At 42.9% G+C, this 26,092-nt stretch carries 24 protein-coding genes; 11 read left to right on the top strand and 13 right to left on the bottom strand.

Translation table 11 applies throughout. The annotated features are described in order from the left end of the window. The first annotated feature begins 59 nt into the window (after nucleotides 1-59). Nucleotides 60-986 carry a tripartite tricarboxylate transporter substrate binding protein gene (locus ICN11_RS00205; protein ID WP_216228902.1) on the top strand — a complete coding sequence of 309 codons (927 nt, stop codon included), beginning with the start codon at nucleotides 60-62 and terminating at the stop codon, nucleotides 984-986. 270 nt (nucleotides 987-1,256) lie between these two features. On the opposite strand, the gene ICN11_RS00200 is transcribed toward ICN11_RS00205, so the two are convergent. From ICN11_RS00200 to ICN11_RS00170, 7 genes are all read right to left on the bottom strand, one after another. Further along, the gene (locus tag ICN11_RS00200; protein ID WP_216228613.1) at nucleotides 1,257-2,915 is read right to left on the bottom strand and encodes a recombinase family protein; all 1,659 of its coding nucleotides are present in this window, start codon (nucleotides 2,913-2,915) and stop codon (nucleotides 1,257-1,259) included. Between the two features lie 11 nt (nucleotides 2,916-2,926). Beyond that, a complete protein-coding gene (locus ICN11_RS00195; protein ID WP_216228612.1) occupies nucleotides 2,927-3,319 on the bottom strand; it encodes a DUF2924 domain-containing protein in 393 nt (130 codons plus the stop codon). Nucleotides 3,320-3,323: 4 nt separating this feature from the next. After that, nucleotides 3,324-3,719: a DUF3489 domain-containing protein gene (locus ICN11_RS00190; protein ID WP_216228611.1), complete on the bottom strand. Its 396-nt coding sequence runs from the start codon at nucleotides 3,717-3,719 to the stop codon at nucleotides 3,324-3,326. Between the two features lie 104 nt (nucleotides 3,720-3,823). Beyond that, on the bottom strand, nucleotides 3,824-5,254 hold the full coding sequence (gene terL, locus ICN11_RS00185; protein ID WP_216228610.1) for a phage terminase large subunit: 1,431 nt from the start codon (nucleotides 5,252-5,254) through the stop codon (nucleotides 3,824-3,826). Between the two features lie 3 nt (nucleotides 5,255-5,257). Further along, nucleotides 5,258-5,755, bottom strand: a complete 498-nt coding sequence (locus ICN11_RS00180) for a DUF5681 domain-containing protein (RefSeq protein ID WP_216228609.1) — start codon at nucleotides 5,753-5,755, stop codon at nucleotides 5,258-5,260. Continuing rightward, on the bottom strand, nucleotides 5,748-7,094 hold the full coding sequence (locus ICN11_RS00175) for a DNA methyltransferase (protein WP_216228608.1): 1,347 nt from the start codon (nucleotides 7,092-7,094) through the stop codon (nucleotides 5,748-5,750). The genes ICN11_RS00180 and ICN11_RS00175 overlap by 8 nt, the downstream gene beginning before the upstream one ends. Before the next feature lie 86 nt (nucleotides 7,095-7,180). Beyond that, entirely contained in the window at nucleotides 7,181-7,687 is a 507-nt protein-coding gene (locus tag ICN11_RS00170; RefSeq protein WP_216228607.1) for a hypothetical protein, read from the bottom strand. Between the two features lie 132 nt (nucleotides 7,688-7,819). On the opposite strand from ICN11_RS00170, the gene ICN11_RS00165 reads away from it, so the two are divergent. Next, nucleotides 7,820-8,011, top strand: a complete 192-nt coding sequence (locus ICN11_RS00165) for a hypothetical protein (protein WP_216228606.1) — start codon at nucleotides 7,820-7,822, stop codon at nucleotides 8,009-8,011. Between the two features lie 67 nt (nucleotides 8,012-8,078). Beyond that, nucleotides 8,079-8,999 (top strand): DnaB-like helicase C-terminal domain-containing protein, encoded by a 921-nt coding sequence (locus tag ICN11_RS00160; protein ID WP_216228605.1) that lies wholly within the window; start codon nucleotides 8,079-8,081, stop codon nucleotides 8,997-8,999. Here the strand turns inward: ICN11_RS00160 and ICN11_RS00155 are convergent. Next, nucleotides 8,991-9,308: a helix-turn-helix domain-containing protein gene (locus ICN11_RS00155; protein ID WP_216228604.1), complete on the bottom strand. Its 318-nt coding sequence runs from the start codon at nucleotides 9,306-9,308 to the stop codon at nucleotides 8,991-8,993. The two genes, ICN11_RS00160 and ICN11_RS00155, sit on opposite strands and share 9 nt — an antisense overlap. Before the next feature lie 86 nt (nucleotides 9,309-9,394). On the opposite strand from ICN11_RS00155, the gene ICN11_RS00150 reads away from it, so the two are divergent. From ICN11_RS00150 to ICN11_RS00115, 8 genes are all read left to right on the top strand, one after another. After that, a complete protein-coding gene (locus ICN11_RS00150) occupies nucleotides 9,395-9,820 on the top strand; it encodes a hypothetical protein (RefSeq protein WP_216228603.1) in 426 nt (141 codons plus the stop codon). Between the two features lie 39 nt (nucleotides 9,821-9,859). Next, on the top strand, nucleotides 9,860-10,384 hold the full coding sequence (locus ICN11_RS00145; protein ID WP_216228602.1) for a hypothetical protein: 525 nt from the start codon (nucleotides 9,860-9,862) through the stop codon (nucleotides 10,382-10,384). 89 nt (nucleotides 10,385-10,473) lie between these two features. Next, on the top strand, nucleotides 10,474-11,445 hold the full coding sequence (locus ICN11_RS00140; RefSeq protein ID WP_216228601.1) for a YafY family protein: 972 nt from the start codon (nucleotides 10,474-10,476) through the stop codon (nucleotides 11,443-11,445). An 83-nt stretch (nucleotides 11,446-11,528) separates the two neighbouring features. Next, nucleotides 11,529-14,528, top strand: coding sequence for a type I restriction endonuclease subunit R (locus ICN11_RS00135; protein ID WP_216228600.1), 3,000 nt, complete (start codon nucleotides 11,529-11,531; stop codon nucleotides 14,526-14,528). Then, nucleotides 14,521-15,831: a restriction endonuclease subunit S gene (locus tag ICN11_RS00130; RefSeq protein ID WP_216228599.1), complete on the top strand. Its 1,311-nt coding sequence runs from the start codon at nucleotides 14,521-14,523 to the stop codon at nucleotides 15,829-15,831. The genes ICN11_RS00135 and ICN11_RS00130 overlap by 8 nt, the downstream gene beginning before the upstream one ends. Continuing rightward, complete coding sequence (locus tag ICN11_RS00125; RefSeq protein WP_216228598.1) at nucleotides 15,828-16,952, top strand: AAA family ATPase; 1,125 nt, start codon at nucleotides 15,828-15,830, stop codon at nucleotides 16,950-16,952. The genes ICN11_RS00130 and ICN11_RS00125 overlap by 4 nt, the downstream gene beginning before the upstream one ends. Continuing rightward, nucleotides 16,949-18,556 carry a type I restriction-modification system subunit M gene (locus ICN11_RS00120; RefSeq protein ID WP_216228597.1) on the top strand — a complete coding sequence of 536 codons (1,608 nt, stop codon included), beginning with the start codon at nucleotides 16,949-16,951 and terminating at the stop codon, nucleotides 18,554-18,556. Before ICN11_RS00125 ends, ICN11_RS00120 begins: the two co-directional genes overlap by 4 nt. A 110-nt stretch (nucleotides 18,557-18,666) precedes the next feature. Further along, the gene (locus tag ICN11_RS00115; RefSeq protein WP_216228596.1) at nucleotides 18,667-19,716 is read left to right on the top strand and encodes a DNA cytosine methyltransferase; all 1,050 of its coding nucleotides are present in this window, start codon (nucleotides 18,667-18,669) and stop codon (nucleotides 19,714-19,716) included. Between the two features lie 395 nt (nucleotides 19,717-20,111). On the opposite strand, the gene ICN11_RS00110 is transcribed toward ICN11_RS00115, so the two are convergent. The 5 genes from ICN11_RS00110 to ICN11_RS00090 form a co-directional block, all read right to left on the bottom strand. After that, the gene (locus tag ICN11_RS00110; protein WP_216228595.1) at nucleotides 20,112-21,788 is read right to left on the bottom strand and encodes an ATP-binding protein; all 1,677 of its coding nucleotides are present in this window, start codon (nucleotides 21,786-21,788) and stop codon (nucleotides 20,112-20,114) included. A 167-nt stretch (nucleotides 21,789-21,955) separates the two neighbouring features. Next, nucleotides 21,956-22,819 (bottom strand): hypothetical protein, encoded by an 864-nt coding sequence (locus tag ICN11_RS00105; protein WP_216228594.1) that lies wholly within the window; start codon nucleotides 22,817-22,819, stop codon nucleotides 21,956-21,958. Nucleotides 22,820-23,377: 558 nt separating this feature from the next. After that, entirely contained in the window at nucleotides 23,378-25,033 is a 1,656-nt protein-coding gene (locus ICN11_RS00100) for a recombinase family protein (RefSeq protein WP_216228593.1), read from the bottom strand. Continuing rightward, nucleotides 25,030-25,425: a DUF2924 domain-containing protein gene (locus ICN11_RS00095; protein WP_216228592.1), complete on the bottom strand. Its 396-nt coding sequence runs from the start codon at nucleotides 25,423-25,425 to the stop codon at nucleotides 25,030-25,032. The genes ICN11_RS00100 and ICN11_RS00095 overlap by 4 nt, the downstream gene beginning before the upstream one ends. A 4-nt stretch (nucleotides 25,426-25,429) precedes the next feature. After that, nucleotides 25,430-25,795: a DUF3489 domain-containing protein gene (locus ICN11_RS00090; protein ID WP_216228591.1), complete on the bottom strand. Its 366-nt coding sequence runs from the start codon at nucleotides 25,793-25,795 to the stop codon at nucleotides 25,430-25,432. Nucleotides 25,796-26,092: the final 297 nt, after the last annotated feature.

Here is a 26,092-nt window from a genome sequence, read left to right as displayed (position 1 = left end):
TGCTCGGTAGAATAGCTTCAACAGCTTTTTCAATTCTATTAGCAACTTCACTCTTGCTTATGGGTGGAGCCAATGCAAATGCTCAAGAATGGCCATCGAAGCCGATTCGCTGGATAGTGCCGTTCCCTCCAGGTGGAGCAATGGATGTTATTGCTCGGGCATTAGCTGATAAGTCATCTAAATCTCTCGGTCAGGCAATTATTGTTGAAAATAAGCCGGGTGCGGGCGGCAACATTGGAGCTGAGCTTGTGGCTAGATCGGATGCAGATGGCTACACTATGATTATTACTTCAATTGGCATGGCAACCAATAAATTCCTCTATCCAAAATTGCCCTACGATCCAGTAAAAGATTTCTCCCCGGTGAGCTTGGTTGCTGTTGTTCCAAATGTATTGGTAACCAATGCTACTCAACCCAATGTAAAAACTGTTTCGGATGTAATTGCCAATGCTAAAGCGCAACCAGGTCGCCTTACCTACGCATCTGCAGGAAATGGAACATCAATCCACTTGGCTGGGGAGGTATTTACATCACTTGCAAAGATTGATATGCAGCACATCCCTTATAAGGGAAGCGGCCCCGCAGTAACTGACTTGATTGGTGGCCAGGTGAACTATATGTTTGATAGCATTACTTCTGCAAAGCCGCATATTGCATCTGGGAAAATTCGTGCAATTGGATTGACAACGACTAAACGTTCAAAATCATTGCCAGGGGTACCGACAATTGCTGAATCAGGGCTGCCGGGTTATGACGTAACGCCATGGTTTGCAGTTTTTGTGCCGAGCGGAACGCCCGCTCCAATTATTAAGAAATTAAATAAGGCTTTAGTTTCTAGCTTGGAGTCACCTGAAATTAAGGAAAAGTTTGAAAATATTGGCGCAGAGCCAGTTGGCTCATCTCCAGAAGAGACGGCAAAGTATCTAAATAAGGAAATTGAACGTTGGGGTAAAGTTATCTCCACCAACGGTATCAAAGCAGATTGAATTTAATGTGACGCAGGTAGAAGGCTAAAGGCTTTCTACCTACTTTTAAGTTGAATTGTTTTTGTAAGGTCAAAAAGAAGCTCTCGGAGTGGTATTAGATCGCATCAACAATCATAGCAATTGATTTAATAGGCTAGCCTTGCTGTTCGAGTCTGTGTAACGTAGTGTGGCTGTATTGCCATTATCTGCGGTAGTTTTCTTGTATCTTAAGCTTTGCGAATGAATACTTCGTCAAAGTTGGTTATAGTTTGTTACTTGCCGAAACCTGCTTTACTCAATTCCGAGTAATCTTCGCTGATCTTCCCAGCTCAAGGGGAGTGGGGTATGCTTCTTTAGAAAATCCCCAGTCAAATGGTTTGGTTGAATGCCGCTCATGATTGACCGAATAATATCTGGCGCTAAAAAGGCTCGGTGAATCATATTGGTCACTGCCGTGTTGGTCATGCCCAGCTCAATGGCTAGCTCCCCAATCGATTTCACCTCTCCACCGGTCAATCGCCTCAGCCAGTTCTGACCATTGCGAATTGTTTGAATTAGATTAGCATCTAGCTTTTGATTGATCGATTTGTTGCCCACCATCAATCGCATTGCCATGCCACATCTCTCAATCTTCGCTTGCGCGGTCAATATGATGGGTTCAATGGGGTGGGGGGCATCTTCAAAGAGCGTCTGAGGATCAATCTTAATTTCTACGCTATCCGATAAGACGCTAACCTTCTTGATGAGCCTATGAATAAACTCATAACGCTCTTTGGTGTTTTGATGGATCAGAGCTTGATAATCTTTAATCACAATACTGAGTTCTTGGATCTGGTTGGCCTTGGGATTAAGGATTTTTAATACGGCAGATTCATTATCTAACCAATCTTTTAGTTGGCAAATTACCAGGCTCTCTAATTCTGGTGCCGGGATTCGAATAGCCTCAGGAGCAGACTGCCGATTCTCCATAATGAGGGGTTCGGATACATAGTAGCGATAGCGTTTACTCCGCTTTTGACTGTGTGAAGGAATCAACCAATGACCGCTTTCATCAACAACTAGCCCTAATAACAAGCTATCCGACGGAGTGGATCTACGCTTGGTTTCGCTTTGGCGATTAGATAGCAGCTGCGCTTGGACTTGATCCCAGATATCAATCCCAATAATGGCCGGATGCTGACCTTCATAAATTTGATCGTGGTGCACAATCTTGCCGATATAGACGGGGTTAGTGAGGATCTTGTACAGATGCCCCCTGGAAAAGAGTCTGCCACCAAACTGGCGCTCAGTACTGGTGAAGCGCTTGGGGGTGCTAATGCCTTGTTGGTCTAATTCCTTTTTAAGTAGTCGGACATTGCCAAGCGCTAAGTAGCGCTCGTAGATATGGCAAACCAGACTAGCTTGTTCCTCATTGATCTTCAGAGTTCGTTCATGAGCGATATAACCCATGTGAGGTGTGCCTCCCATCCACATACCTTTGGCTTTAGATGCGGCGATCTTGTCCCGGATGCGCTCACCAGTCACTTCCCGTTCAAACTGGGCAAAGGATAGCAATACATTGAGCGTTAAGCGTCCCATGGAGCTCGTCGTATTAAATTGCTGGGTGACCGAGACAAAGGAAACCCCTTTGGCATCAAACTGCTCCACAATCTTGGCAAAGTCCGCCAAGGATCTCGTTAGACGATCCACCTTATAGACCACGACAACATTAATCTTCTTCTGATCGATATCCTGTAGAAGTTGCTTGAGAGCAGGGCGCTCCATATTGCCACCCGAGTAGCCACCATCATCGTAAAAGGCGGGGATGAGCTTCCAGCCTTCATGCTGCTGACTCTTGATAAAGGCTTCGCATGCCTCTCTTTGGGCGTCGAGTGAGTTAAATCCTTGCTCTAGTCCTTCTTCAGAAGATTTGCGAGTGTAGATGGCGCATCGTAAGATAGCTCTGTTCATGGGTTGATTAGTTATTTAGCTTTCTTGAGTCCGAAGAAGACCGGTCCAGACCAGGGGGTGCCGGTAATGTATTTAGCTATGGCCGATAAGCTCTTCCAGCGCTTGTCTTGATAGAGATACCCATCCTCCAGGACGGTAATTTGATGAGTCTGATCTTGCCACACCCGAATCAGTCTGGTGCCAATACTCGGCTGTGTTGATGGTCTAGTAATTCCCGATTGAATTTGCCGTCTTTCTGCTAAAGAAAGTCCGCCCAGTGCTTGGGTTTGTAGATGCCAGGCAATCGCTTGACGCAATAGTGTTGAGCGAGTCAGATTGGGCGCTGGCACCCCAAAACACTCTTGCCAGCGCTTTGCCAATTGGTCTCGATTCAATATCTTGAGCTCTTCAAGTTGGGCTTGCATGAACTTAAGCTGCAGTTAGGTGCTCAATACGATAGTGCTGGGTACCATCTACTTTGCTGCTGACAATATTCATTCCCAGTTTCTTCTTTAGGACGCCACTAATCACACCGCGAATGGAATGGGCTTGCCATCCAGTAGCTTGCATGAGCATCTTGATGTCAGCACCTTTGGGGTCCTTCAATAATGCAATGAGCTGAGATTGTTTGTTGGGTATTTTTATGGGTGATGGTATTGGGGTGGATGAAGGGGTCTTTACTTGAGTGTTGGGTTTCTCAATCTCAGACTTTGGATTTGGTTTTACGACTTTGCTTGGAGTTATTTTTTTGACGGTAGGCTTGATCGATTTGCTGGTTGATTTATTGGTATTGGCTGATACTTTTTTGTTTGTTGCAGTGCGCATAATTGCTCCTGGTGTTGTTAACCCACTATTGGGATAACAACACCAGTAACGCTCTAAAAGGCAGGCTCATCAAGTCAATTGGGGTAACAGTGGCATAGTTCTGACTATCGCCCCAATTTTTCCCATATTGCCAACTTAGAGTTGTATTTATTCTTGATATATTCCAGCGCTTGAGATGTTGAATCTACCTGATCGTTGTACTTGGTCCCTGGAAAGCCGATTAATTCGGTTCGATAATCATCTAACCACGACGCAACCTTTGGCAGCCATACTTTGCCATCCGCAAACAAATCTGATTGCAATTCTAGACGCGCTCGCTTATCCATGCCGGGAGGTGGTGTGTGGGGTGTGATGCCTAGGATGCCATCTCTTTTGAGATCGTCGATGAGTGAACTACCCGAAGCCTTATCTTCAATGATGAGTTTATCGGGTTTGTGTTTCTTATATTGTTCCTTCACCGCAATTTTTAGATCCGGATACTGAAACCGTCCCCGCAATACATCTAGTAGATAGTATTTGTCTTTTGAAACCGCCCACGTAGTGCAAACACTAAAGTTGCTTTGTGCGGTATCTTTAAGAGCGGTATCCCAACTCTGAATAATTTGGGAGGACTCAAATCGAGTTGGGGGTTCTTCGTAATACTGTAGCCAGTTGATTTTTATGATTGAACCACCCTGAGGTATTGGGGTCTGCTGATACTGACTGAGAAAGTCATAATCCCCAATCGCTGCTCGCATCGTATTTAACGACGAGAGCGATTCCCTGGCGGGATTAAGTAAATCCCCTGTTTTGCGAATGTATTGCTTGGTCCCAAAAGCATTCTCAATGATAAATTCTTCATCTTCAGTGGCAATTGCTGGAAGAGAGACGACGTCCCAGTTTCCTTGCTCTAGGATGTGCCCCACTAAATCATCTTGGTGCAGGCGCTGCATGACCACAATAATGACTCCCTCGTCTTTATTGTTCAGGCGACTAAGAAGGGTATTGTCATACCAGTTATTGCACTTGGTGCGCTGGGGTTCAGATAGGGCGTCTTGGGGTTTAAGAGGGTCGTCAATAATGATCATGTCAGCGCCCCGGCCTGTTAATACACCGCCTACTGAGGTAGAAAATCTTCCCCCGTTTTTGGTGGTGGCAAAGTCATGCAAGGCTTGGCGATCAGAGAGCTTAGCCCCAGGAAAGACCCTTTGATACCAGGGCTGGAGCATGATGGAGCGACAATCTCGTCCAAACTTTTCTGAAAGCTCTTGTCCGTAGCTTGCGCAAATGATGTTTTTATCGGGATGGTTACCTAGATACCAGGCAGTAAAACCGATGGTGACGCAAATGGACTTGAGTTGCCGTGGGGGTACGCAAACAATGAGGCGTTTATTTTCCCCGCGAGCGCAGGCCTGAAGTTTGCTGGCCATCAACTCCAAGTACGGGGCCATGATGAGTTGCGCTTGGGGGTTGAGCTCATAAAAAGTGCGCGTTACAAAGCTCATTAAATCATTGCGCAAAATGAAATCGTATTCTTGGGAAGTGAGTTCAGACATGGTTCACTCCTTCGATACGGTATCGGTCGCATCTGGCGCATCAGATGCGCCAGATGCGGAAAGGGGGCCCTGGTTGCTACTTGCGCCAAGATCCTCGAAGTCTTCTGGGTGAGCCGTTTGGGTTGGCAAGATCATCTGCTGGATACGCTCGACAATACTGCTCATGACTAATTTGTCCTTTGATGAAATGGGCGCAGTCTCTACTCCTTTAGGTCGTTCGTTCTCCTTATCTCGATTGAGCAAAATGGGCAGCATCTTGATATCTCCCATGACCGCTTTATTGGCGAACTGTTTGGCTGATGCATGACTTCTTGGAATGCGTTTATGCTCACCGTGTTCTGTCACCCCGATGACTTTATTCATTTCAATATCCAAGAAGGTGGTAAAGTTTTTAGATCCCTTGGGTCGACCGCTGGGGTTGCCTGATTTGCCTTTTTTGAACTTTCCGGAAGTAGGTGGTTTTTTATAACCGACTTCATAGGCAGGTTTGTTATTACTCATGATGATTTTCCATTTCTTGACTTAATTGATTAAAGGTTTTGCCTGATTGAGTATGAATCGCTGATTCACCCGTAAGACGTTGCCAGCGCATGATCGAAACATCCACATAATGGGGATCAACTTCAATACCGTGACATACACGACCGATACGCTCTGCAGCAAGTACAGTGGTGCCGCTACCTAAAAAGGCATCAAGTACGATTTCATTGCGAGAGGTACAGTCAAGAATCGCATCGGCAATCATCGCCACACATTTAATTGTCGGATGCATAAGTAATAAATTGCCTTCCTCACTTTGCCTAGACATTGTGAGAATGCCGGGATACTCCCAAACGTTGGTGCGATTGCGACCGTATTTGCCTAGCTGGACGTTATTGCGTCGCGGACCTTTGCCATTGACATACACGAGCACGAGCTCGTGCCTGGAGCGGTAAAAACTGCCCATCGCCCCAGAATTTTTTACCCAAACTACGAGATTAATTAATTGATGGTAGGCGCTATTACCGGCTGACATGAATTCTTCTAGATGACGCCAGTCGCAAAATTGGTAGTGAACGGAGTTGTCTACGCTGTATTTAGATTGCAGCCTAAACGCTTGGGTCAAAAATTGTGTGAATTCCTCTTGGCTCATCTCACCTGAAGCAAATTGGAACTCCTTGTGTTTGACCTTGCCATTGCCACCAACATGCCCGTTAATTTTCACGTTAAACGGGCTGTCAGATATCACCATATGGGCCTTGAGCCCATTCATGAGCATTGAATAGGTTGATTCTTCCAAACTATTGCCACAAATAATGCGATGTCTTCCCAACGACCAAACGTCACCAAACCTGCTGATAATGGGACCGCGCTGCTCAATGATTTGATCGGCGGGATCGGGCTTATCTGATTTTTCTTCTAAATGGGAATCGATACGTAAGTCCATCTCCGTAACCGAGAAACCCGTTAACTCCAAGCTAATATCGAGATTTGCATTGGATAGATCTAGAAGAATTTCTGCCAGTAATTCATCGTCCCAGTCACTGTTTTCTACTAAACGGTTATCCGCAATAGAAAAAATACGAGCCTGCTCGGGGGTTAAATGCTCAAGCCTAATGACTGGCACATGAGTGGCGCCCAATAGTTTTGCGGCAGCATAGCGCCCGTGGCCACTAAGAATCTTATTAGACCCGTCGACAACAATGGGTACTACAAAGCCAATTTCTCCAATGCAGTCAGCAATTTGCCGAATTTGCTGTTTGGAGTGTTTTCTGGGATTTCGGTCATCGGGTTTTACAAGTTCAATGGGTTGATTGGTGATCAATAAATTGATCGGTTTGTTTTGATTTCCATGCTTCATTAGCTTCTCCATAAATAACCGTTAAACAACGGCACTTTGAGAAACTAAGCCTGGAAATCTCGCTAGCCCGTTAGCGAGAGGAGTATCTAATTTTCTGTTTTAGCTTTGAGTTGTTTTTTTGCACGACTTAGTCGAGTTCTAATGTTATCCAGGGTTGCAAAACCCGACTCTTTATCGGTTTTTCCCTTAAAGGAAATCCCCTCTGATGTGGCTTCAATGATGGGGGATATGCCTCTTTCAGACTGCAATTGAGAAAATAGATCTTTTAAAGAGATGCTAGGATTTTTTAAAACAATTTCCTGAATTCTGATTGCAAGGTGGTCTGGTCGAGATTTTTGTGCTCTAGCTTGATTGCGAGTACTTTCTCTTTTTATGGCTTTCTCTATTTGGCTTGAGAGGCTTGATTCTTCCAACATCTTTGCGTGATGTAGTCTGTCACCCTCAATGGTATGGGTCACAATTTCTGCTGCATGAGCTACCTCTTCTGGGTGTTTTTCAATAAATCGATCTATCTTCTGATTTAACTTGTCCCAGAATTCATTATTTCGCTCATTAAGTTTATTAATGGCTTTGGCATTTTTAGATTTGCTCATGTGCGCCTTGTGGTTGACTGCAGCAAAGATGTTCTGATGAGTATCTCAGCGCGTCAAATCATCTAACTAGGCTCATTGTATGAGCTTTAGGTATGGCATAGTCAATGCCGAAGATTCTTTTAGGGGTAATACATGGCAATGATCTTATTGCTGGTGGCAATGGCTTTTGGACTCTTGGCAGTTCTCAGGTTGATTGAATTAGTCATTCATTTGATTTGGCCAAAAGCAAAGCCAGTCGCTTTGGAAGGCGACACCACCTTATATGTGCAAATTAGCCCAAAGGCGTCAGCAAATAGCGACAAAGAAGGGCTTTCTTTAAAATAGTTACCGCTAGCTCACTTTATGAGCCTGCCATATGCCACAGTAGGTGCATTCTTTAACGGAGTTATGAATGTCACCGGCTGCAATCAATCAGAATCGACTATTCCAAGAGGGGTCATGCACTATTGGTGATGCTTTGGAGAGCCTGCGGACGCATCTCCAAGGTGCAAGCCAAGGCATTAGCGAGCCCCATTTTCTAAAAATGGGGCTCGCTAATGTTGATGAGTCTTTCGGTGGTTTGGCTTTAGGGGCGGTAACAGTATTAGCGAGTCGACCATCAATGGGGCGCTCTGCGCTGGCTTTAAATATTGCCACTAATGTCAGTCTTTCTCAAAATCGTACTGTGCTCTACATGAGCTTAGGTATGCCAATCTGGCAGTTAGCGATTCGGGTGGCATCTCAAATTGGGGGTATTCAAGCTAGGGCGTTGCAACTGGGCAAGTTATCGCCAGATGAGCAAGGACGCTTTGCATTAGCCATAAAACAATTGCAAGATGCGCCATTGCACCTCATACATTGTTCCTATATTGATATAGATACTCTTTGCCAGAGGGTGAGAGAGTTCGCTAGCCATCAGGCAGTAGAGCATCCTTTGGCTTTGGTGATTGTGGACGATTTAGATCATGCATACCTGCAAAAACAGGAAAAATGCCTGGACGCTGCCTATGAAAAGGTCATGTATTTACTCAAAAAATTAGCCAAAGATCTTCATGTGGCGGTATTGGTTTTATCTGGTGTGAAGCGAACAGCCGAAGAGCGAGAAAATAAGCGCCCCATCTTTACGGATTTACCAAGCGTGGCATTGGCGCAGCAATCCGATGCTTTGCTCTTTTTATATCGAGATGAAGTCTATCACCCGCAAAGCAAGGACATTGGTCGTGCCGAATTAACCATGGTCAGCAATCGCCTAGGATTAACTGGTACGGTGTATTTGCCTACGGATTTGCAGTATGGGCGTTTTGGTGTTGATGCGTATCGGAGCTTAGAGTGACTTGGCGAACTGCAAAACCGCTTTTTTCTGGGAAGCTGATAGTTGCCCATAAAGCGCAATTAATTCTGCAAGCGATTCATCTTCGCAATACAGATAGGCGGTGGGTATGCCCAGGACTTTAGCCAAGGTTTTCGCGGTATTAAAGTCTGGCGCGTGTTTGCCTCGTTCGTATTGGTTAATTCTGGCAGAAGCCGAGAACTCATCAATGCCAGCGCGGACCCCTAGCTCCATTTGGGAGATCTTGATGCGCTCGCGAGCACTTTTGAGTCGCTTGGCAAGGAGGGTGGTGTCTTTAGCAGGGCTAACCATGCCTAAGATAATCTTAGTTTTTACTGGCTATTACACTAAGACTTCCTTAGTATTAATAAGAAGTTCCTATAAAAATGAGGTGAAAAATGGATAGTCTGAAGCTAATAAAGATTGAATATGAAGCATTAAATGCCAGGCAAAAGGAGCAATACAACTTTCAAAAGATATCTGCAGTGTTGGCGGATTATGGTTACGGCACCATTAAGTTATCTGATGATTGGCAAGGGGCGGATTTCATTGCGCAGTCAATGAACGGCGAGAGTTTTCTAAAGGTGCAGCTAAAAGGGCGTTTCACAATTGATCAAAAATACGCAGATAAAGATCTACATATTGCATTTCCATTAAAAGATGCTTGGTATGTATTTCCCCATGATGAAATCGTGAAGGCCTTAAACGATCGAAAAATCTATACCGAAACAGCCAGTTGGCTTGAAAACAAAAATTACAGCGTTTCAGAAATTGCAAACAAAGAGGTTCTGAATTTGCTTGAGCCTTATAAATTGAGTACTTAATGGTTGGTTGGGAATGAGTGCGGTATATATGAGGAAACTATGGCTTTATTAGCAGAAACATTGGTCGAGGAGTGGTTAAATCGCAATCGATTTTTTACGATGCGCGGCATTAAGGTTGGTGTCGATGAAATTGACCTATTGGCAATTTGTAAGACTGATGGCGGTATTGAAGCTCGTCACTATGAAGTGCAGGTCAGCACCAATCCCATCTCATACATCTCCAAATTAACGGCTGAGCAATCCAAAGAGCTTGGCAAGGCCAGAGGATCAGCATTTTCTAGGGAAGACTCGGTATTAGAGAAATCTGTGGAAGAGTGGGTCGAGAAGAAATTTACGAGCAAGAAAAAGAGGGAAGTGCGTGACCATCTTTGTCCTGGAGTTGAATGGAAATATTATTTTGTGCACGGTAATGTGCGGCACCCAACTGAGCTTCAGTTGATTGCTGGGCACCAGATAGAGCTCATCCCTTTTCAGGATGTCCTAAAAGAGTTGTGCGGTAATAAAGAAAGTATGTTTAAGGGTGGGTCAGGATCGGACTTAGTGGAAATCATGTCCTTTTTGTGATCAACATGCTGGCGCATGGGTCATGTAAGGCTCAAGGAATGAGTCACTCAGGTAGACTGATAAGGAATCAATAAATTGAAGAGGTCTTGATGAGTGATATGCAGCGCTTGCACCGCATTACTTACCTTTTGCAGGCAAAAAAGTGTGTTCCGCTTGTCGATTTCTTGAATGAACTGGAAATTTCCAAAGCCACCTTTAAACGAGACTTAGAGTATCTGCGCAGTCGCTTAAATGCCCCGATCGTATTTGATCGCTTTCAAGGCGGTTATCGTTTTGAGAGTCTTGATGATGTTCAGAAGATAGAGTTGCCAGGACTTTGGTTTAGCGAGAAAGAAGCCACAGCTTTGGCCTTAATGCATCAATTACTTGCTTCTTTGGATAAGGGCGGTTTGATTGGTCCTCACATAGAACCACTTTCAACAATCATCGACAATATCTTAGGGCAACATCAAGCATCCGCAAAAGAATTACGTAAGCGAATCAAAGTATTACCCATGGCTCAGCGCAAAACCACCGTTCAAAGTTTTGCTGAGTTGGGTAGCGCCTTGCTCAATCGTCAGCGTTTGCAAATCACGTATTACGCTAAAGTCAAAAATGAAACTACGCAAAGAGAGGTTTCGCCCCAGCATCTCATTTATTATCGAGACAACTGGTATCTCGATGCATATTGCCATCTGCGAGATGGGTTACGTAGCTTTGCGGTAGATGGCATTCATAGTGCGGTTATTTTGAATCAGAAGGCAAAAGAAGTGCCCGAAAAAGAGCTTAAAGACTATTTTGGGGAAAGTTATGGACTCTTTTCAGGTAAGGCCAATAAGCGGGCTAAGTTACGCTTTACCCCCGAGCAGGCTCGTTGGATCTCAACTGAAATCTGGCACCAAGATCAAGTGGGATATTTTGATGGGGAAGGGTATTACATCTTGGAGTTTAATTACAACCAGGATCCTGAGCTTGTCATGGATATTTTGAAGTATGGCTCGGCTGTAGAAGTATTGGCGCCAGTTAGTTTGCGTAAAAAGGTAATTGAGCAATTAGAGGATGCTATTGCTGGCTATAAATAGCCCCACTTCCTTTTAGGCGTGGTTGCTATTACCCCTTATTATTAGGGTGTTTAAAGAAAATAATGCATAAATTAAGGGCTTAAATGACGCTGACGGAAAGTCAAATTGAGAAAGGCTTTATCGAAAAGCTGGAGCAGCTCAAATATACCTACCGGCCGGATATTCGGGATCGGGAAGCTTTAGAGCTAAATTTTCGCTCTAAATTCGAATCCCTGAATCAAGTTAAATTAACTGATTCGGAATTTGCTCGCCTGCGTGATGAAATTACTAATGCAGATGTGTTTGTTGCTGCTAAAACTTTGCGGGAGCGCAATACCTTTATTCGCGAAGATGGTACCCCGCTGCAATTTACTTTGGTGAATATTAAAGATTGGTGCAAAAACGAATTTGAAGTAATTAATCAATTGCGCATTAATACGAATAACAGTCACCATCGTTACGACGTGATTTTGTTAATCAATGGCGTGCCTGTGGTGCAGATTGAACTGAAAACTTATCAGATATCCACACGCCGAGCAATGGAGCAGATCGTTGCTTATAAAAACGATCCCGGTAATGGCTATACCAATACGCTATTGTGCTTTATGCAGCTATTCATTGTGAGTAATCAGAGTAATACACTTTACTTTGCTAATAATCAAAGCCAGCATTTTAGTTTTAATGCGGATGAACGTTTTTTGCCGATTTATCAGTTAGCCGATGAAAATAATCAAAAAATCGCGCATTTGCATGATTTTTCTGAGAAGTTTTTGGCTAAATGCACTCTGGGACAAATGATCAGTCGCTATATGGTCTTGGTTGCTAGTGAGCAGCGGCTAATGATTATGCGCCCTTATCAAATCTACGCGGTTAAGGCGATAGTTGATTGCATTCATGAAAATCGCGGTAATGGCTATATTTGGCATACCACAGGTAGCGGTAAAACACTTACCTCATTTAAGGCGTCAACCTTACTTAAAGACAACCCTGATATTGAAAAGTGTTTGTTTGTAGTCGACCGCAAAGACCTGGATCGACAAACTCGCGAGGAGTTTAATAAATTTCAAGATGGCTGTGTTGAGGAGAATACCAATACTGAAACCTTGGTGCGACGCATGCTGTCAGATGATTATGCCGATAAAGTCATTGTGACCACTATTCAAAAGCTTGGACTTGCCTTAGATGAAAATGGCAGACGTAATCTGAATAACAAATCAAAAGGCGAGCTTACTTATAAAGAACGTCTAGAGCCTCTGCGTAATAAGCGGGTGGTATTTATTTTCGACGAGTGTCATCGATCCCAGTTTGGGGAAAACCATAAAGCCATTAAAGAATTTTTCCCTAAAGCACAATTATTTGGTTTTACGGGTACTCCTATTTTTGAAGAAAATGCTACATACAAGCAAATTGATGGAACTATCGGCGCTTTTAAAACCACTGAAGATATCTTTGAAAAAGAGCTGCACGCTTACACGATTACGAATGCGATTGATGATAAAAACGTCTTAAGTTTTCATATTGATTATTTTGGCAAAGACGATAAAAGCAAGGGCAAGCTCAAGAAAGGGGAAACGCCTCCACCTGAGGCGGTAATTAAAGAAATTCTGAGCAAGCATGATGCTGCTACTAACTCACGTCGTTTTAATGCGGTGTTAGCAACCGCCTCTATTAATGATGCTATTGCCTACTATGAGTTGTTTAAAGCCTTGCAAGCGCAAAAACAAGCTCAGGATGAAGGCTTTACCCCTTTAAATATTGCTTGCATATTTTCGCCGCCGGCTGAGGGCAATAAGGATGTGCAGCAAATCCAAGAAGATTTGCCGCAAGAAAAAATTGACAATGAAAATGCACCAGATGAGAAGAAGAAGGCGTTAACTCAGATCATCTACGATTACAACGTTCAATACGGCACCAATCACACCATTAATGAGTTTGACTTGTACTATCAGGATGTGCAGCAACGTATTAAAGATCAAAAATATTCCAATCAAGATTACGCTCGTAAAAATAAAATTGATATTGTTATCGTTGTAGATATGTTGCTAACTGGTTTTGATTCCAAATACCTCAATACCTTATATGTTGACAAGAATCTCAAATATCATGGCTTGATTCAGGCCTTCTCCCGTACTAATCGCGTATTAAATGACACTAAGCCTTGGGGCAATGTCCTTGATTTTCGGGGTCAGGAAAATCAAGTTGACGAAGCTATTCAACTTTTTTCAGGTAAAGACCAAAATCGAGCAAAAGAAATCTGGTTGGTTGACCCAGCCCCGGTAGTTGTCGATAAGCTGAAAACTGCGGTGACCCAACTTGAGGGTTTCATGAAGTCTCAGGGGTTGGATTGTGTGCCTGCGCAAGTTGCCAACCTTAAGGGTGATAGCGCTCGAGCGCAGTTTATTGATCACTTTAAGGAGGTGCAGCGCCTAAAGACTCAGCTGGATCAATATACCGATTTAGCGGAAGAGAGTAAGGTGGCTGTAGAGCTGCTCTTACCAGAAGAGGTGATGCGTAGTTTTAAGGGTATGTATCTTGAGACTGCCCAGCGCCTTAAGGAAAAACAGAATAAAGATCAGGATATAGGGGAAGAGCTAAAACAGTTAGATTTTGAGTTCGTTCTTTTTTCATCGGCTGTGATCGATTACGACTACATCATGGACTTAATTGCCAAATCAACACAATCCGCCGGTAAGCAAAAGATGACACGTGGTCAGCTGATAGAGCTTATTAGCTCTAGCGCTAATTTAATGGATGAGCGTGAAGATATTATTTCTTATATCAATAGCTTGAAAGTGGGGGAGACTCTTGATGAAAAAGCTATACGAAATGGTTATCAGGAATTTAAAGCAGCCAAGGCCGGCAAAGACCTGGAAAGAATTGCAGAGCTACATGGTCTAAACAGTAAATCCTTGCAGGCATTTGTGCATGACATTATGAGCCGTATGATTTTTGATGGTGAGTATTTAAGCAATTTGCTTTTGCCGTTGGATCTAGGCTGGAAGGCTCGTACCCAAAAAGAACTAGCGCTTATGGAGGATTTGATTCCGTTGTTAAAAAAGTTGGCGCAAGGGCGTGAGATTTCAGGATTAGCAGCATATGAGTGACAAGGGCATAAAACTCATTCCCAAGCTGCGTTTTCCTGGCTTTAATGGGTCGAATGACTGGCAGCTTAAAAGGCTTGAGGATGTTTCTCAAATATTGCGTGGCGGATCACCGCGACCTATAGATGAATTTATCACTACCGATATTGATGGTTTGAATTGGCTAAAGATAGGCGATGTTGATCAAGATGCTAAATATGTAACTCATACAAGAGAAAAAGTACTTGTTACTGCACTAAGCAAAACCAGGGAGGTTAATCCTGGTGATTTGATTATGTCCAACTCGATGAGTTTTGGGCGTCCTTATATTCTGAAAATTAAATCATGCATTCATGATGGATGGATAGCGGTTACAAAAATTGATGAACTGACGAGTAGAGATTTTCTTTATTACTTCATTCTATCTCCGGATAGTCAAAAATATTTTTTAAATTATTCCGCTGGAAGTGGAGTGCAAAATTTAAATGCAGACATTATTAAGTTGTTACCACTTGCGCTTCCCGGCTATACCGAGCAGCAAAAAGTTGCAGATTGCTTGTCGTCAGTAGATGAGTTGATTGCTACGGAAGAAAAAAAACTAAATGGGTTGAAGAATCATAAAAAAGGCTTGATACAAGAGTTACTTCCCACTGAAGGTGAGGGGGCCCCTAAGTTACGTTTTTCTGATTTTAAGAATGCCGCCCCATGGAAAAAAATTAAGCTCATTGATGTCGCTGATAGGGCTAAAAAGTGGAGTTTTATTGGCGGCCCATTTGGCTCCAATCTCAAAGCCTCAGATTACGTAGACGACGGTGTTCGAGTCATTCAATTACAAAATATTGGTGATGGACGGTTTATCAATGATTACCAGATTTTTACTTCGGAAGAAAAGGCAAGAGAGCTTTTAAGCAACAATATATATCCCGGCGAAATTATTCTTTCAAAGATGGGTGATCCAGTGGGTCGCGCCTGCCTGATTCCCGATAATCACCCTAAATACGTAATGTGTTCCGACGGCATTCGCTTGGTGGTGGATGAGCAAAGGCATAGTAAATACTTTATCTACTCATTGATTAATTCTAGCCAATTTCGGGCATTAATTGAAAAGACAGCTACGGGCTCTACCAGAAAGCGTATTGGCCTTGATGATTTGAAAAACTTACCAATGCTAGTGCCAGCTAAAGATGAGCAAGAAAAAATTGCTTATTGCCTGTCTTCTATTGATGAAATAATTGCCGAACAAGATAAAAAGATACGGGTGCTTAAGAGCCATAAAAAATCTTTAATGCAACAATTATTTCCTCTTGTTGATGGGGTTGGGTTATGACCAGCATTTCATTTCTCGATTTGAATGGATTGGTCACTCATTTGCGTGAAAAATTAAAAGACAAGAAGTATGTCTTGCTCTTTGCCTATAACGGTACTGGAAAAACCCGGCTTTCAATGGCATTTAAGGATGCTGGAAGGCGGGAAGATCGGCGCGATACCTTGTACTTCAATGCTTTTACTGAAGATCTATTTATTTGGGATAACGATCTAGGGAATGACGCTCATCGTATTTTGCGCCTAAATCAGGATTCACGTTTTTTCAGTGGCTTGCAAGAGTTGGAAATGGAAAATCGCATACGCCCTTTGTTGCAGAGATATGCTGATTTTGATTTTAAGATTGACTATACAAATTGGACAATTAACTTTACTCGTGAGATTGAAGTTAACGGCACCTTGCAAATGGTAGAGCACATTAAGGTCTCACGGGGCGAGGAAAATATTTTCATCTGGTGTTTCTTTCTGGCTGTGGCTCAGCTTGCTATTGATGAGCAAGAAGCTTACGCTTGGGTAAAGTATCTTTATATTGATGATCCCATCTCTTCGTTGGATGACAATAATGCCATCGCCGTGGCTAGCCACTTGGCGCAGCTGCTTTTTAAACAAGACAATAAAATCAAGGTAGTTATATCATCCCATCACGCTCTCTTTTTTAGTGTGATGTGGAATGAGTTGAATAGGAGAGGGAAAGACAATCCCTTGCAACCTTATTTCTTAAGTTTTGAGAAGGTAACCAATAGATACATTTTGCGTTACACGGATGAAACGCCATTTTTCCATCATGTAGCTTTGCTTAAACAATTAAAAGAGGCCTCTGATTCAGGTGTGCTCTACACTTATCACTTTAATATCTTGCGTAGTATTTTAGAAAAGGCAGCATCTTTTCACGGCTTTAAGAATTTTTCGGCCTGTATTAAACAAGGCAAAGATGATGTGGATGGAATATTGCATACCCGCATGATTAACGTCTTAAGTCATGGGGACTATTCGCTATTTGAGCCAGTCCAAATGCTCGATGAAAATAAACAGTACTTCAAAACCATTCTCAGGGATTTTATGGATAACTACCGATTTAACCCCGAACTTTTTCTTAATGAAACAACAGTAGCGAGCCAAGCATGACCGAGCACGATCAAAAAGAATTAGGTAAAACCCTCTGGGGCATTGCAGATGACCTACGTGGGTCCATGAATGCGGATGATTTTCGCGATTACATGCTCTCCTTTTTGTTCTTACGTTATCTATCGGATAACTATGAGGTGGCGGCCGAGAAAGAGTTGGGCAAAGATTACCCAAAGACGAAAGAAGGCGATAAGCGTCCCCCTTTGGCGATTTGGTATGAAAATAATACCCAAGATGTTGCTGACTTTGAAAAGCAAATGCGCCGCAAGGTGCACTATGTAATTGAGCCGCAATTTCTATGGAGTAGCATTGCTGAGCAAGCTAGGGTGCAAGATGGTGAAATGCTCCATGCCTTAGAACGTGGCTTTAAATATATTGAAAATCAATCCTTTGACAGCACCTTTCAAGGCTTGTTCTCCGAGATAAATCTCAGCTCAGATAAGTTGGGTAAAAACTATACTGAGCGCAATACTCAGCTTTGCAGGATTATTTCTAAAATTGCCGAAGGAATCGCTTGGTTTTCTACTGACAGTGATATTTTGGGTGATGCCTATGAGTATCTGATTGGGCAGTTTGCCGCAGGATCAGGCAAAAAAGCGGGGGAATTTTATACCCCACAGCAAATTTCAAGAATCCTATCTGAAATAGTGACACTCGACAGTCAAAACCCTGCCGCTGGTAAAAAGAAAAAGCTCGATAAGGTATTGGATTTTGCTTGTGGCTCGGGATCTTTGTTACTCAATGTTCGAAAGCAGCTCGGCGCCCATGGTATTGGCAAGATTTATGGCCAAGAATCCAACATCACTACTTATAACTTGGCCCGTATGAATATGCTGCTTCACGGCGTCAAAGATACGGAGTTTGAGATTCATCACGGTGATTCACTTAAGAATGACTGGGATCTATTGAATGAGATGAATCCAGCCAAGAAGCTCCAGTGCGATGCGATTGTGGCTAATCCACCATTTAGCTACCGTTGGGAACCTTCGGAGTCTCTGGGAGATGATTTTCGATTTAAGAGCTATGGCTTAGCACCGAAGTCCGCTGCTGATTTCGCATTTTTACTGCATGGCCTTCATTTTTTAAGCGATGAGGGCACTATGGCAATTATTTTGCCGCATGGCGTCTTATTTCGGGGTGGGGCAGAGGAACGCATTCGCACTAAGTTATTAAAAGATGGCAATATTGATGCGGTTATTGGTTTACCGGCTAACTTATTCTTCTCCACCGGAATTCCGGTATGTATTTTGGTGCTCAAAAAGTGCAAGAAATTTGATGATGTCCTTTTTATCAATGCTGCTGAGCATTTTGAAAAGGGTAAGCGCCAAAATAAGCTTTTGCCAGAACACATTGATAAGATTATTCATGCCTATCAATTTCGTGATCAGGAAGATCGTTATTCAAAGCGCGTCTCAATGGAAGAAATTGAGAAAAATGACTACAACCTTAATATTTCTCGGTATATCAGCACAGTGATACAGGATGAGGAGATTGATCTAGGCCTGGTAAACGCAAATTTGATTGACCTAGAGGCTCAAATTACAAGTGCAAAAAAGGCTCATAATAAATTCTTAAAAGAGCTTGGATTGCCTGAGTTGCCATAGGGGCTTTTTTGAGCCTTATCGTTCAGAAATGTTATCACCTAAAGATGTTAAGTTTGTGAGTTTACTGCAATGTTAATGGTTAGCTGGTTTCTTAGTTTTAAGGGTTTGGAATGCAAAGTAAAAATACAAAAATTAGAGCAATTGATTTATTTTGTGGCGTGGGGGGATTGACCCATGGTTTTTTGCTGGAAGGATTAAAGGTTAATGCTGGAATTGATCTTGATTTAGCTTGCAAGTACCCATATGAAATTAATAATCAGGCCCAATTTATTGGGAAAGATGTCGCAAGTATTTCTGGTAGCGATTTAAATGAGCTGTTTGGAAAATCCAAAATTCGTGTATTGGCGGGTTGTGCGCCATGCCAACCATTTTCAACGTATGCGCAGAAGTATGATGTTAAAAGAGATGATAAGTGGAGTTTATTGAAGCAATTCTCCCGTCTTATAAAAGAGTCATCTCCTGAGATAGTTACCATGGAGAATGTGCCTTCAGTTTACAAACATGAAGTATTTGATTCTTTTGTGCGCTCGTTGAAACGAAGGGGATATTATGTTTGGCATGGAATTGTTGATAGCTCCTTATATGGCGCGCCACAATCTAGAAAGCGGATGGTGCTTTTGGCTTCTTTATTTGGAGAGATTAAATTCATAGATCCCACTCAGAAAAAACAAAAAACAGTGCAAGAGGTGATCGGGAGGCTAGAAAGAATTCAAGCGGGTCGAAGCTCGGCCAAAGACCCTTTACATGCCACAAGGTCGCTATCACAAATTAATTATGAACGAATAAAAGCTTCAAGGCCTGGTGGTACATGGCGTGATTGGCCAAAGCAGCTATTGCTTGAATGCCATAAAGCCGAGTCTGGAAAAACGTTTTCAGGGGTGTATGGAAGGATGGAGTGGCATAAGCCCGCACCAACAATGACTACGCAGTTTTACAGTTTTGGTACTGGGCGATTTGGTCACCCAGAGCAGAATCGAGCAATTTCATTGAGGGAGGGGGCAATATTTCAGGGCTTCCCAAGGGGGTATAAATTTATTCGCAAAGATGATGCGGTGAACTTTACCGCCTTAGGGCGCATGATTGGCAATGCTGTGCCGGTTGATCTTGGGCGTGCAATTGCTAGAAGCATCTTGCAACATGTATCAGAATATTCAACCTGATGTTTCTTTTGCTTAATTTCTAGTGAAGTTAAAGCAATTTACTTATTGCATGAACAACTATTCTTTGGCCCCCCACAATAACCGCAAAATTTTTCATTGGTGAAGTAAGCTGAGGATATGCGAGCATATTGAGTGTGTGATTTGGTTAGATGGTATCCACACATTCGGCAATAGTTATGATGCTGTTGAGCATATTTTTCACATTCATTACATTCCCCGGTATTTTTCATATGTCTCACCTATGCCTATCTGTAAAATTAATAGCCGCAACTCTTTTCAAAACGTAGTTAAATAATTAATTCACATATACCTGTAGATAGTAGACGGCGCCTCTTTTTTGTTATGAAGCTTTTGCGACATGTATGACTAAAAGTGCGCAGGTAAGTTGCAGATCCTCAAAGACCATTTTTAAGAAGGGTCTTGATTCGACCTCTGATATTCTCTTTTACGGTGGAAAGTCGTGTCTTGGCTGCATCTGTTAAAAGAGCTGTATGGGCAACGGCATCTCGCATGGGTTTGAATTCAGTTGCATCTCTGGATAGGGCTGCATCCTTTATTCTGTCATTAGCTTTATCAGCAAGATTTGCAAGAGCTCCCATATCAAGATAGTTCAGGTCATCTTTAGATCGGCGTAGTTCAATGCTTATGTTGGCGCTATTCTTTGCTTCCTGTTCTTTTCTTTTGTATTCCGAAACCTTTTCCTTTGCCTCCTTTGAAAGAATCACTTTCTTTTCTTTAATATACTTCCTGGTTAGATTTTCGGCAATAAAGCATTCTGCATAAGAAGAAAAGTTATATTGGGCATCAGCTCCAAATTCATCAACCCATTTATCTACTTTGGTTTTTCCATGAGACCCTTTGGGTAACTCGAATCCTTTTAACGCTTCGTTGTATAGGCTGCGAGATTTTCTATCAATAGGAGTCATCACCTTATCATTTTCAGGGTCTCCGTCCTGTCTAAGTTTAATGCGCCAAGCATCCCAATCTCCAACGATAGCCAGAAGTTGTGTTCTTAGTTTTGCCAAGAACTTTATGTACTCTTCATCATCAGCCACAATTCCTTCGCGACTGCTGGTAAAGCGATCAACTTTTGGGGTGTCTAACTTGTCGAAGTGAATTTGCCCATACAGGTAGCTTTCTGCAAGTCGAGCCGTTGGAATATGCTTTAGAAGATCTCGCTCCCTCAAGCGCCCATTAACAAATAGATCAATCCCTACGCGATCACCTGTTCCAAGAATATTTAGGTCCCTTGGCTTTTCGACTGAGGCAATAAAGCCGCTGGTATCTGAAATGCTTATTTCTTTTGATTCATGCTGACCTTTTTCTTTTGCAAAAAAATCCTTCTCAAGCCCTGTAACATAAGGATCTTTTCTATTGCCAATTTTCCATAGAAACTGCGTTTTCTTTGCAAGATCATTTAAATGCTTATGTGTTATTTTCTCTCCATTTAAATAAATATTGAATGATTTATCTAGTAAGGAAAACCGAAAATAAAGGGCGATAACCTTTCCGAGAAAATCAAAAGTGCTCCTAATTCCTTCATGAATTTCGTCAAAGAAAATGATCGTTCCGTGAGCATGGTTTTTCGTGTAATTTTTGAATGTGGTTAGCCTAAAGGTCTCCAAAGGATATTGATTGGGGGTTAAATCTTCCGTAATAGCCTTATCCAGACCCTGATTGTTAATGACGCCGCCAACATAATTCCCGCCTTTCATCTTTGAAATAACAGATATTTTCTTGGCGCATGATAAAAGGGCAAGCTTCCCAATTCCCTTTCTACCTATGAAGGGGCGACCAGCCGCTGATTTCTGATGATTATCTTTGCGCTTTGAATATCCAATTCTTAAGAATTTTTCTTGAAAATCCTCAGCGCTCATGCCAATGCCATCATCCTTGATAAAAAATTGACCTTTTTCACGGTCAATAAAGATCCAGACATTTTTCGCGTCAGCATCCCATGCATTCGAGATTGCTTCCCCAAGGACGGTGGCGAAACTCCTGTAAAGGGAGCGCCCCAAATGGTTTAGTACGCTCAGTGAGATATCAAAGGTAAAGGCCTCTTTTTTCGTCATTTTTAACTCCAGCGAGGTATTTAATGGGGCTATTCGATTATTTTTGGGTTGAATGGGAATTCATTCTTAATCATACGTGCAATATGGATGATGATTGTGATGTGAGTTATGATTTTTGTTTTACGCTTTAGAGCGTAATGCTAGATAAATTTGATGTTCAATCAGCATTAGGCAGTTTTTTCCCAAGTGCGCTTAACAAGCGATGCTAATGTTATAAAAATTTCTGAATTTGATTGAATAATGCTTTGGTCTACTGTTATAAGGATTTTTTTAGGTTTCTTTGTAAAGGAAATTTTTGCATTATCTAAAAGGGACTCTGCCTCATCCGCCAGGTGGTCCGCAATTTTAAATCCAAGCAAGGACTTATTTCCGCTACGTTTATGGAGCCAAAAATAATTATTTCTACCGACATTAAGGGCTACATAATTTTTTACGTAGCTAATTTTAGAGTCGGGTAGATGCGAACCAGTGATCTCGAGAAGGGTATCAGCCACATCAACTGTTGATTTGGCTTTCTTATTCCAAAATTCTCTATTAACTTCAATTTCATCAATTGATGAGCCATCATCAACCTCTTCATATGTGTCTAAAACCTTCGTAAAGTAGAGTGATTTATGGTCATTTGACTCGATGATTGCTACCTGGATCGCAATAATTGGTATCGAGTGACTAATAAGATGGATTACATTAAAAAATCGTCTTGTAATGGATTCGGCCACAAGAACTGCATAATGTTGACGTTTTGGCCACCGTCTTTTTTCGTTGTCCCAATACTCTATTGTTCTAATAATATGCGTTTCATCAGTTTCCCCTAGCATAACTTCAACTTCATACATTGAGTCATCTTGGGGGTCTTTAAGAAGAATATCGACACGTCCACCTGAATTTTGAGGCCGCTCTTTCTGGAGCGCATCTAAATCTCCAAGCCCTAGTGATGCTGGATTTGACCAGATTTGATCTTGAAGCCAGTACTCATCAAAACCGGCATCTCTAATGGGGATGTGATTTGCTATTGAAATTTCATGTGACATATGATTATCCGGCGATGTGGGTGAACAAATATTTCCAACGGTGCTTTTATGAGTATACGATTTATAACTAATTTCTCATATCTATTGTTGCTTTATGTGATAGATTGATTTCAGGGGGATGCTGCTCGCTGTAAAGTGCTCAAGAGGAATAATCATGCAAGAAAGCCTGCAAGAGCAACGGATGTTAGATCCATTGGCCTACGCATAATTGGGGATTGTGTAAATTCCCTGTTTTTCCCTGTTCAAAATTAGCGGATCTTTTTAGGAATTGGATGGACACGGGTTTCTCACGCGGTTTTGCTAATAGATGGCCCCAATTTTTGCTAAATACCCTGTAAATTTCCCTGTAAGCAGGGTGGGATGCTGAGACAATATCGGTGGTGACTATGTCCACCGCCATATAGTCTGTAAGTTATTGATTTATATAGGTATTTTGCTAAGAGCCCTGCACACCGCGGGGCTTTTTGGTTTTTACATTCTCTTGGGTTGGTTTGCTGCATGTTTTTGGCCTCTCTTGAGCACTTCTCTCAGCGAGCATGAAAGACGGTTGGCTTTGGCCTACTTCAAACCCAGTAATTGGCGTTGATCTTCCCAATCCAGAGGTAGTGGCCCTTGCTTTTTTAGAAAGTCACCGGTGAGGTGGACTGGTTGTGTGCCGCTCATGATGGATCGAATAATGTCAGGCGCTAAAAAGGCCCGGTAGATCATGTTGGTGACTGCGGTGGTAGTCAGTCCTAATTGAGAAGCAAGCTCGCCAAGGGATTTCACTTTTCCGCTGGTTAACTGCTCTAACCAATGTTGCCCATTACGAATGGTTTGCATCAGATTGGTATCGAGTGTTGGACAGATACGCTTGTTGCCAACGAGCAATCGCATCGCCATACCGCAGCGCTCAATCTGGGTATGGGCAATCAGGGTGAGGGGTTCTTGAGTAGGTAGGGCGTTGAGCAAAATATGGGGTTTAATTGTTAGGTGCACTTGGTTTGGTAAAACACAAACTTGTTCTACGAGTTGATGGATAAAGGTGTAACGCTCAATACCCTCTTGCTTGAGAAGTTCAAAGTGGTTATGAATAGCTCGAGTGAGTTCTTGTACTTGATGAGCTGGTGGATCTAAATATGCCAATACAGTCGATTCGTCTTCTAACCAAGCGGCAAGCTCTTGAATGACCAGTGTTTCGAGTTCGGGCGCGGGGATGCGGATGCCGTCGGGAGTATCTTTGCGACTAGTTTTATTTAATGATTCAGAAATGTAATAGCGATAGCGTTTACTGTGCTTTTGACTGTGGGATGGCACCAATCGCTGCCTTGCTTCATCAAAGACTAATCCCAGCAATAGACTATTCGATGGTGCTGCCTTGCGTTTACGCTCTCCCTGATGATTGCCTTGCAATCGATTTTGTACGGCATCCCAAGTTGCTATGTTGATGATGGCTGGATGCTGTCCCTCATAGACTTTATCAATGTGGACAATCTTGCCAATGTAAACGGGATTGGACAAAATCTTATACAGATGCCCCCTGGAAAAAGGTCTGCCGCCATATTGACGCTCCGTACTAGTCAATCGCTTGGGAGTAGTAATCCTTTCTTGATCAAACTTTTGTTTTAGTAATCTAACGGATTTTAGGGTTAAGTAGCGCTCGTAAATATGGCGAACTAAGTTAGCCTGTTCCTCATCGATCTCTAGGGTGCGCTCTTTAGCAACATACCCAAGGGGTGGTGTTCCACCCATCCACATGCCTTTGGCTTTAGAGGCGGCAATCTTATCCCGGATCCGCTCGCCAGTCACTTCGCGTTCAAATTGCGCAAACGAAAGTAATACGTTGAGTGTCAGTCTGCCCATCGACGAAGTCGTATTGAACTGCTGGGTTACCGAGACAAAAGAAATGCCTTTAGCATCAAACTGTTCGACGATCTTGGCAAAGTCCGCTAGGGACCTCGTTAAACGATCGACTTTATAAACCACGACGACATTGATTTTCTTTTGATCAATATCAAAAAGCAATTGCGTCAGAGCAGGGCGATCCATGTTCCCGCCCGAGTAACCACCATCATCATAGAACGTAGGAATGAGTTTCCAGCCTTCATGCTGCTGCGATAGTACAAAGGCTTCACAGGCCTCTCGCTGCGCATCCAAAGAGTTAAAGCCTTGCTCTAATCCCTCTTCAGACGATTTACGGGTGTAGATAGCGCAGCGTAAAGTTACTTTACTCATTTTGTGGATTTCTTGAGGCCAAAGAACACCGGACCAGACCAAGGTGTGCCCGTGATGTGTTTGGCAACCGCTGACAAACTCTTCCAGGTTTGGTTCTCATAAAGATAGCCGCTTTCTAAAACAGTGACTTGATGTGTCTTGCCTTGCCAGACCCGAACCAGGCGAGAGCCCTTGCTGGGTTTGTTGCTTAGAGTGATTGCATCTGATTTAATTTGACGCTTCTCGAGCAAGCTCAATCCGCCTAAGGCTTTGGTTTGCAGATGCCAAGCAATGGCTTGTTGCATCAGTGGCGTGCGGCAGAGGTGGGGTGCTGGCACCCCAAAGCATTGTTGCCAGCGCGCCATCAACTCAGCTCGGTTCAATTGCATGAGTGCTGCAAGTTGCGTTTGCATGAACTTAAGCTACTTCAATCCGATAGTGCTGTACTCCATCCATCTTTTGACTGATGACGGTAAGACCCAGGCGCTTACGAATCACCCCACTAATGACCCCTCGCACTGAATGCGCTTGCCATCCGGTAGCATTCATCAGTTCTTTAATTTCCACTCCTTGTGGATTCTTAAGTAGGGCAATCAGTTGGGATTGTTTGGACTTGGGTGATCCCGGGGTTGCTGGGGCAGGATTGACCAAAGGGGCTATTGGCTCAATTCCTTTTGTTTTTGCTGCTGCAATTACTTTCTTTGGGGCGGTCTTTTTGGAGATGAATTTGGTAGTAGGTTTTATGGACTTAGTGATGCCTTTTTTGCTTATTGCAGTGCGCATGATTGCTCCTAGTGTTTGTTACCCCACTATTGGGATAACAACACCAGTAACGCTCTGAACGGCTGACACATCAAGTCAATTGTTGGCAACAGATGCGTAAATTGAGATATCCCGGCGAAAGGCAATCTAAGTCTGCTTTAAGCTTGACAAGAGCCGTTCGAAATCAGAAGTTTTAGTGATTTAGGGGGCAGAAAACGGCCAATAGCCGCCAATCGGAGGGTATTTAAAACCCTTGTGTCAGTGGTTCGACTCCCCTCATCCGCTCCAGTTGGTTAGAACAGAGGATTCATAATTCTT

Origin of the sequence: Polynucleobacter sp. 78F-HAINBA (assembly GCF_018882325.1) — a bacterium.
Lineage (GTDB): Bacteria > Pseudomonadota > Gammaproteobacteria > Burkholderiales > Burkholderiaceae > Polynucleobacter.
The sequence above is the reverse complement of the archived record's forward strand: the minus strand, read 5'-3'. Positions and strand labels throughout refer to the sequence as shown.

What these genes read in the sequence shown, in the direction of transcription:
- ICN11_RS00205 (WP_216228902.1), top strand. Translation starts at nt 60, where the DNA reads ATGGGTGGAGCCAATGCAAATGCTCAAGAATGGCCATCGAAGCCGATT.
- ICN11_RS00200 (WP_216228613.1), bottom strand. Translation starts at nt 2,915, where the DNA reads ATGAACAGAGCTATCTTACGATGCGCCATCTACACTCGCAAATCTTCT.
- ICN11_RS00195 (WP_216228612.1), bottom strand. Translation starts at nt 3,319, where the DNA reads ATGCAAGCCCAACTTGAAGAGCTCAAGATATTGAATCGAGACCAATTG.
- ICN11_RS00190 (WP_216228611.1), bottom strand. Translation starts at nt 3,719, where the DNA reads ATGCGCACTGCAACAAACAAAAAAGTATCAGCCAATACCAATAAATCA.
- terL (WP_216228610.1), bottom strand. Translation starts at nt 5,254, where the DNA reads ATGTCTGAACTCACTTCCCAAGAATACGATTTCATTTTGCGCAATGAT.
- ICN11_RS00180 (WP_216228609.1), bottom strand. Translation starts at nt 5,755, where the DNA reads ATGAGTAATAACAAACCTGCCTATGAAGTCGGTTATAAAAAACCACCT.
- ICN11_RS00175 (WP_216228608.1), bottom strand. Translation starts at nt 7,094, where the DNA reads ATGAAGCATGGAAATCAAAACAAACCGATCAATTTATTGATCACCAAT.
- ICN11_RS00170 (WP_216228607.1), bottom strand. Translation starts at nt 7,687, where the DNA reads ATGAGCAAATCTAAAAATGCCAAAGCCATTAATAAACTTAATGAGCGA.
- ICN11_RS00165 (WP_216228606.1), top strand. Translation starts at nt 7,820, where the DNA reads ATGGCAATGATCTTATTGCTGGTGGCAATGGCTTTTGGACTCTTGGCA.
- ICN11_RS00160 (WP_216228605.1), top strand. Translation starts at nt 8,079, where the DNA reads ATGTCACCGGCTGCAATCAATCAGAATCGACTATTCCAAGAGGGGTCA.
- ICN11_RS00155 (WP_216228604.1), bottom strand. Translation starts at nt 9,308, where the DNA reads ATGGTTAGCCCTGCTAAAGACACCACCCTCCTTGCCAAGCGACTCAAA.
- ICN11_RS00150 (WP_216228603.1), top strand. Translation starts at nt 9,395, where the DNA reads ATGGATAGTCTGAAGCTAATAAAGATTGAATATGAAGCATTAAATGCC.
- ICN11_RS00145 (WP_216228602.1), top strand. Translation starts at nt 9,860, where the DNA reads ATGGCTTTATTAGCAGAAACATTGGTCGAGGAGTGGTTAAATCGCAAT.
- ICN11_RS00140 (WP_216228601.1), top strand. Translation starts at nt 10,474, where the DNA reads ATGAGTGATATGCAGCGCTTGCACCGCATTACTTACCTTTTGCAGGCA.
- ICN11_RS00135 (WP_216228600.1), top strand. Translation starts at nt 11,529, where the DNA reads ATGACGCTGACGGAAAGTCAAATTGAGAAAGGCTTTATCGAAAAGCTG.
- ICN11_RS00130 (WP_216228599.1), top strand. Translation starts at nt 14,521, where the DNA reads ATGAGTGACAAGGGCATAAAACTCATTCCCAAGCTGCGTTTTCCTGGC.
- ICN11_RS00125 (WP_216228598.1), top strand. Translation starts at nt 15,828, where the DNA reads ATGACCAGCATTTCATTTCTCGATTTGAATGGATTGGTCACTCATTTG.
- ICN11_RS00120 (WP_216228597.1), top strand. Translation starts at nt 16,949, where the DNA reads ATGACCGAGCACGATCAAAAAGAATTAGGTAAAACCCTCTGGGGCATT.
- ICN11_RS00115 (WP_216228596.1), top strand. Translation starts at nt 18,667, where the DNA reads ATGCAAAGTAAAAATACAAAAATTAGAGCAATTGATTTATTTTGTGGC.
- ICN11_RS00110 (WP_216228595.1), bottom strand. Translation starts at nt 21,788, where the DNA reads ATGACGAAAAAAGAGGCCTTTACCTTTGATATCTCACTGAGCGTACTA.
- ICN11_RS00105 (WP_216228594.1), bottom strand. Translation starts at nt 22,819, where the DNA reads ATGTCACATGAAATTTCAATAGCAAATCACATCCCCATTAGAGATGCC.
- ICN11_RS00100 (WP_216228593.1), bottom strand. Translation starts at nt 25,033, where the DNA reads ATGAGTAAAGTAACTTTACGCTGCGCTATCTACACCCGTAAATCGTCT.
- ICN11_RS00095 (WP_216228592.1), bottom strand. Translation starts at nt 25,425, where the DNA reads ATGCAAACGCAACTTGCAGCACTCATGCAATTGAACCGAGCTGAGTTG.
- ICN11_RS00090 (WP_216228591.1), bottom strand. Translation starts at nt 25,795, where the DNA reads ATGCGCACTGCAATAAGCAAAAAAGGCATCACTAAGTCCATAAAACCT.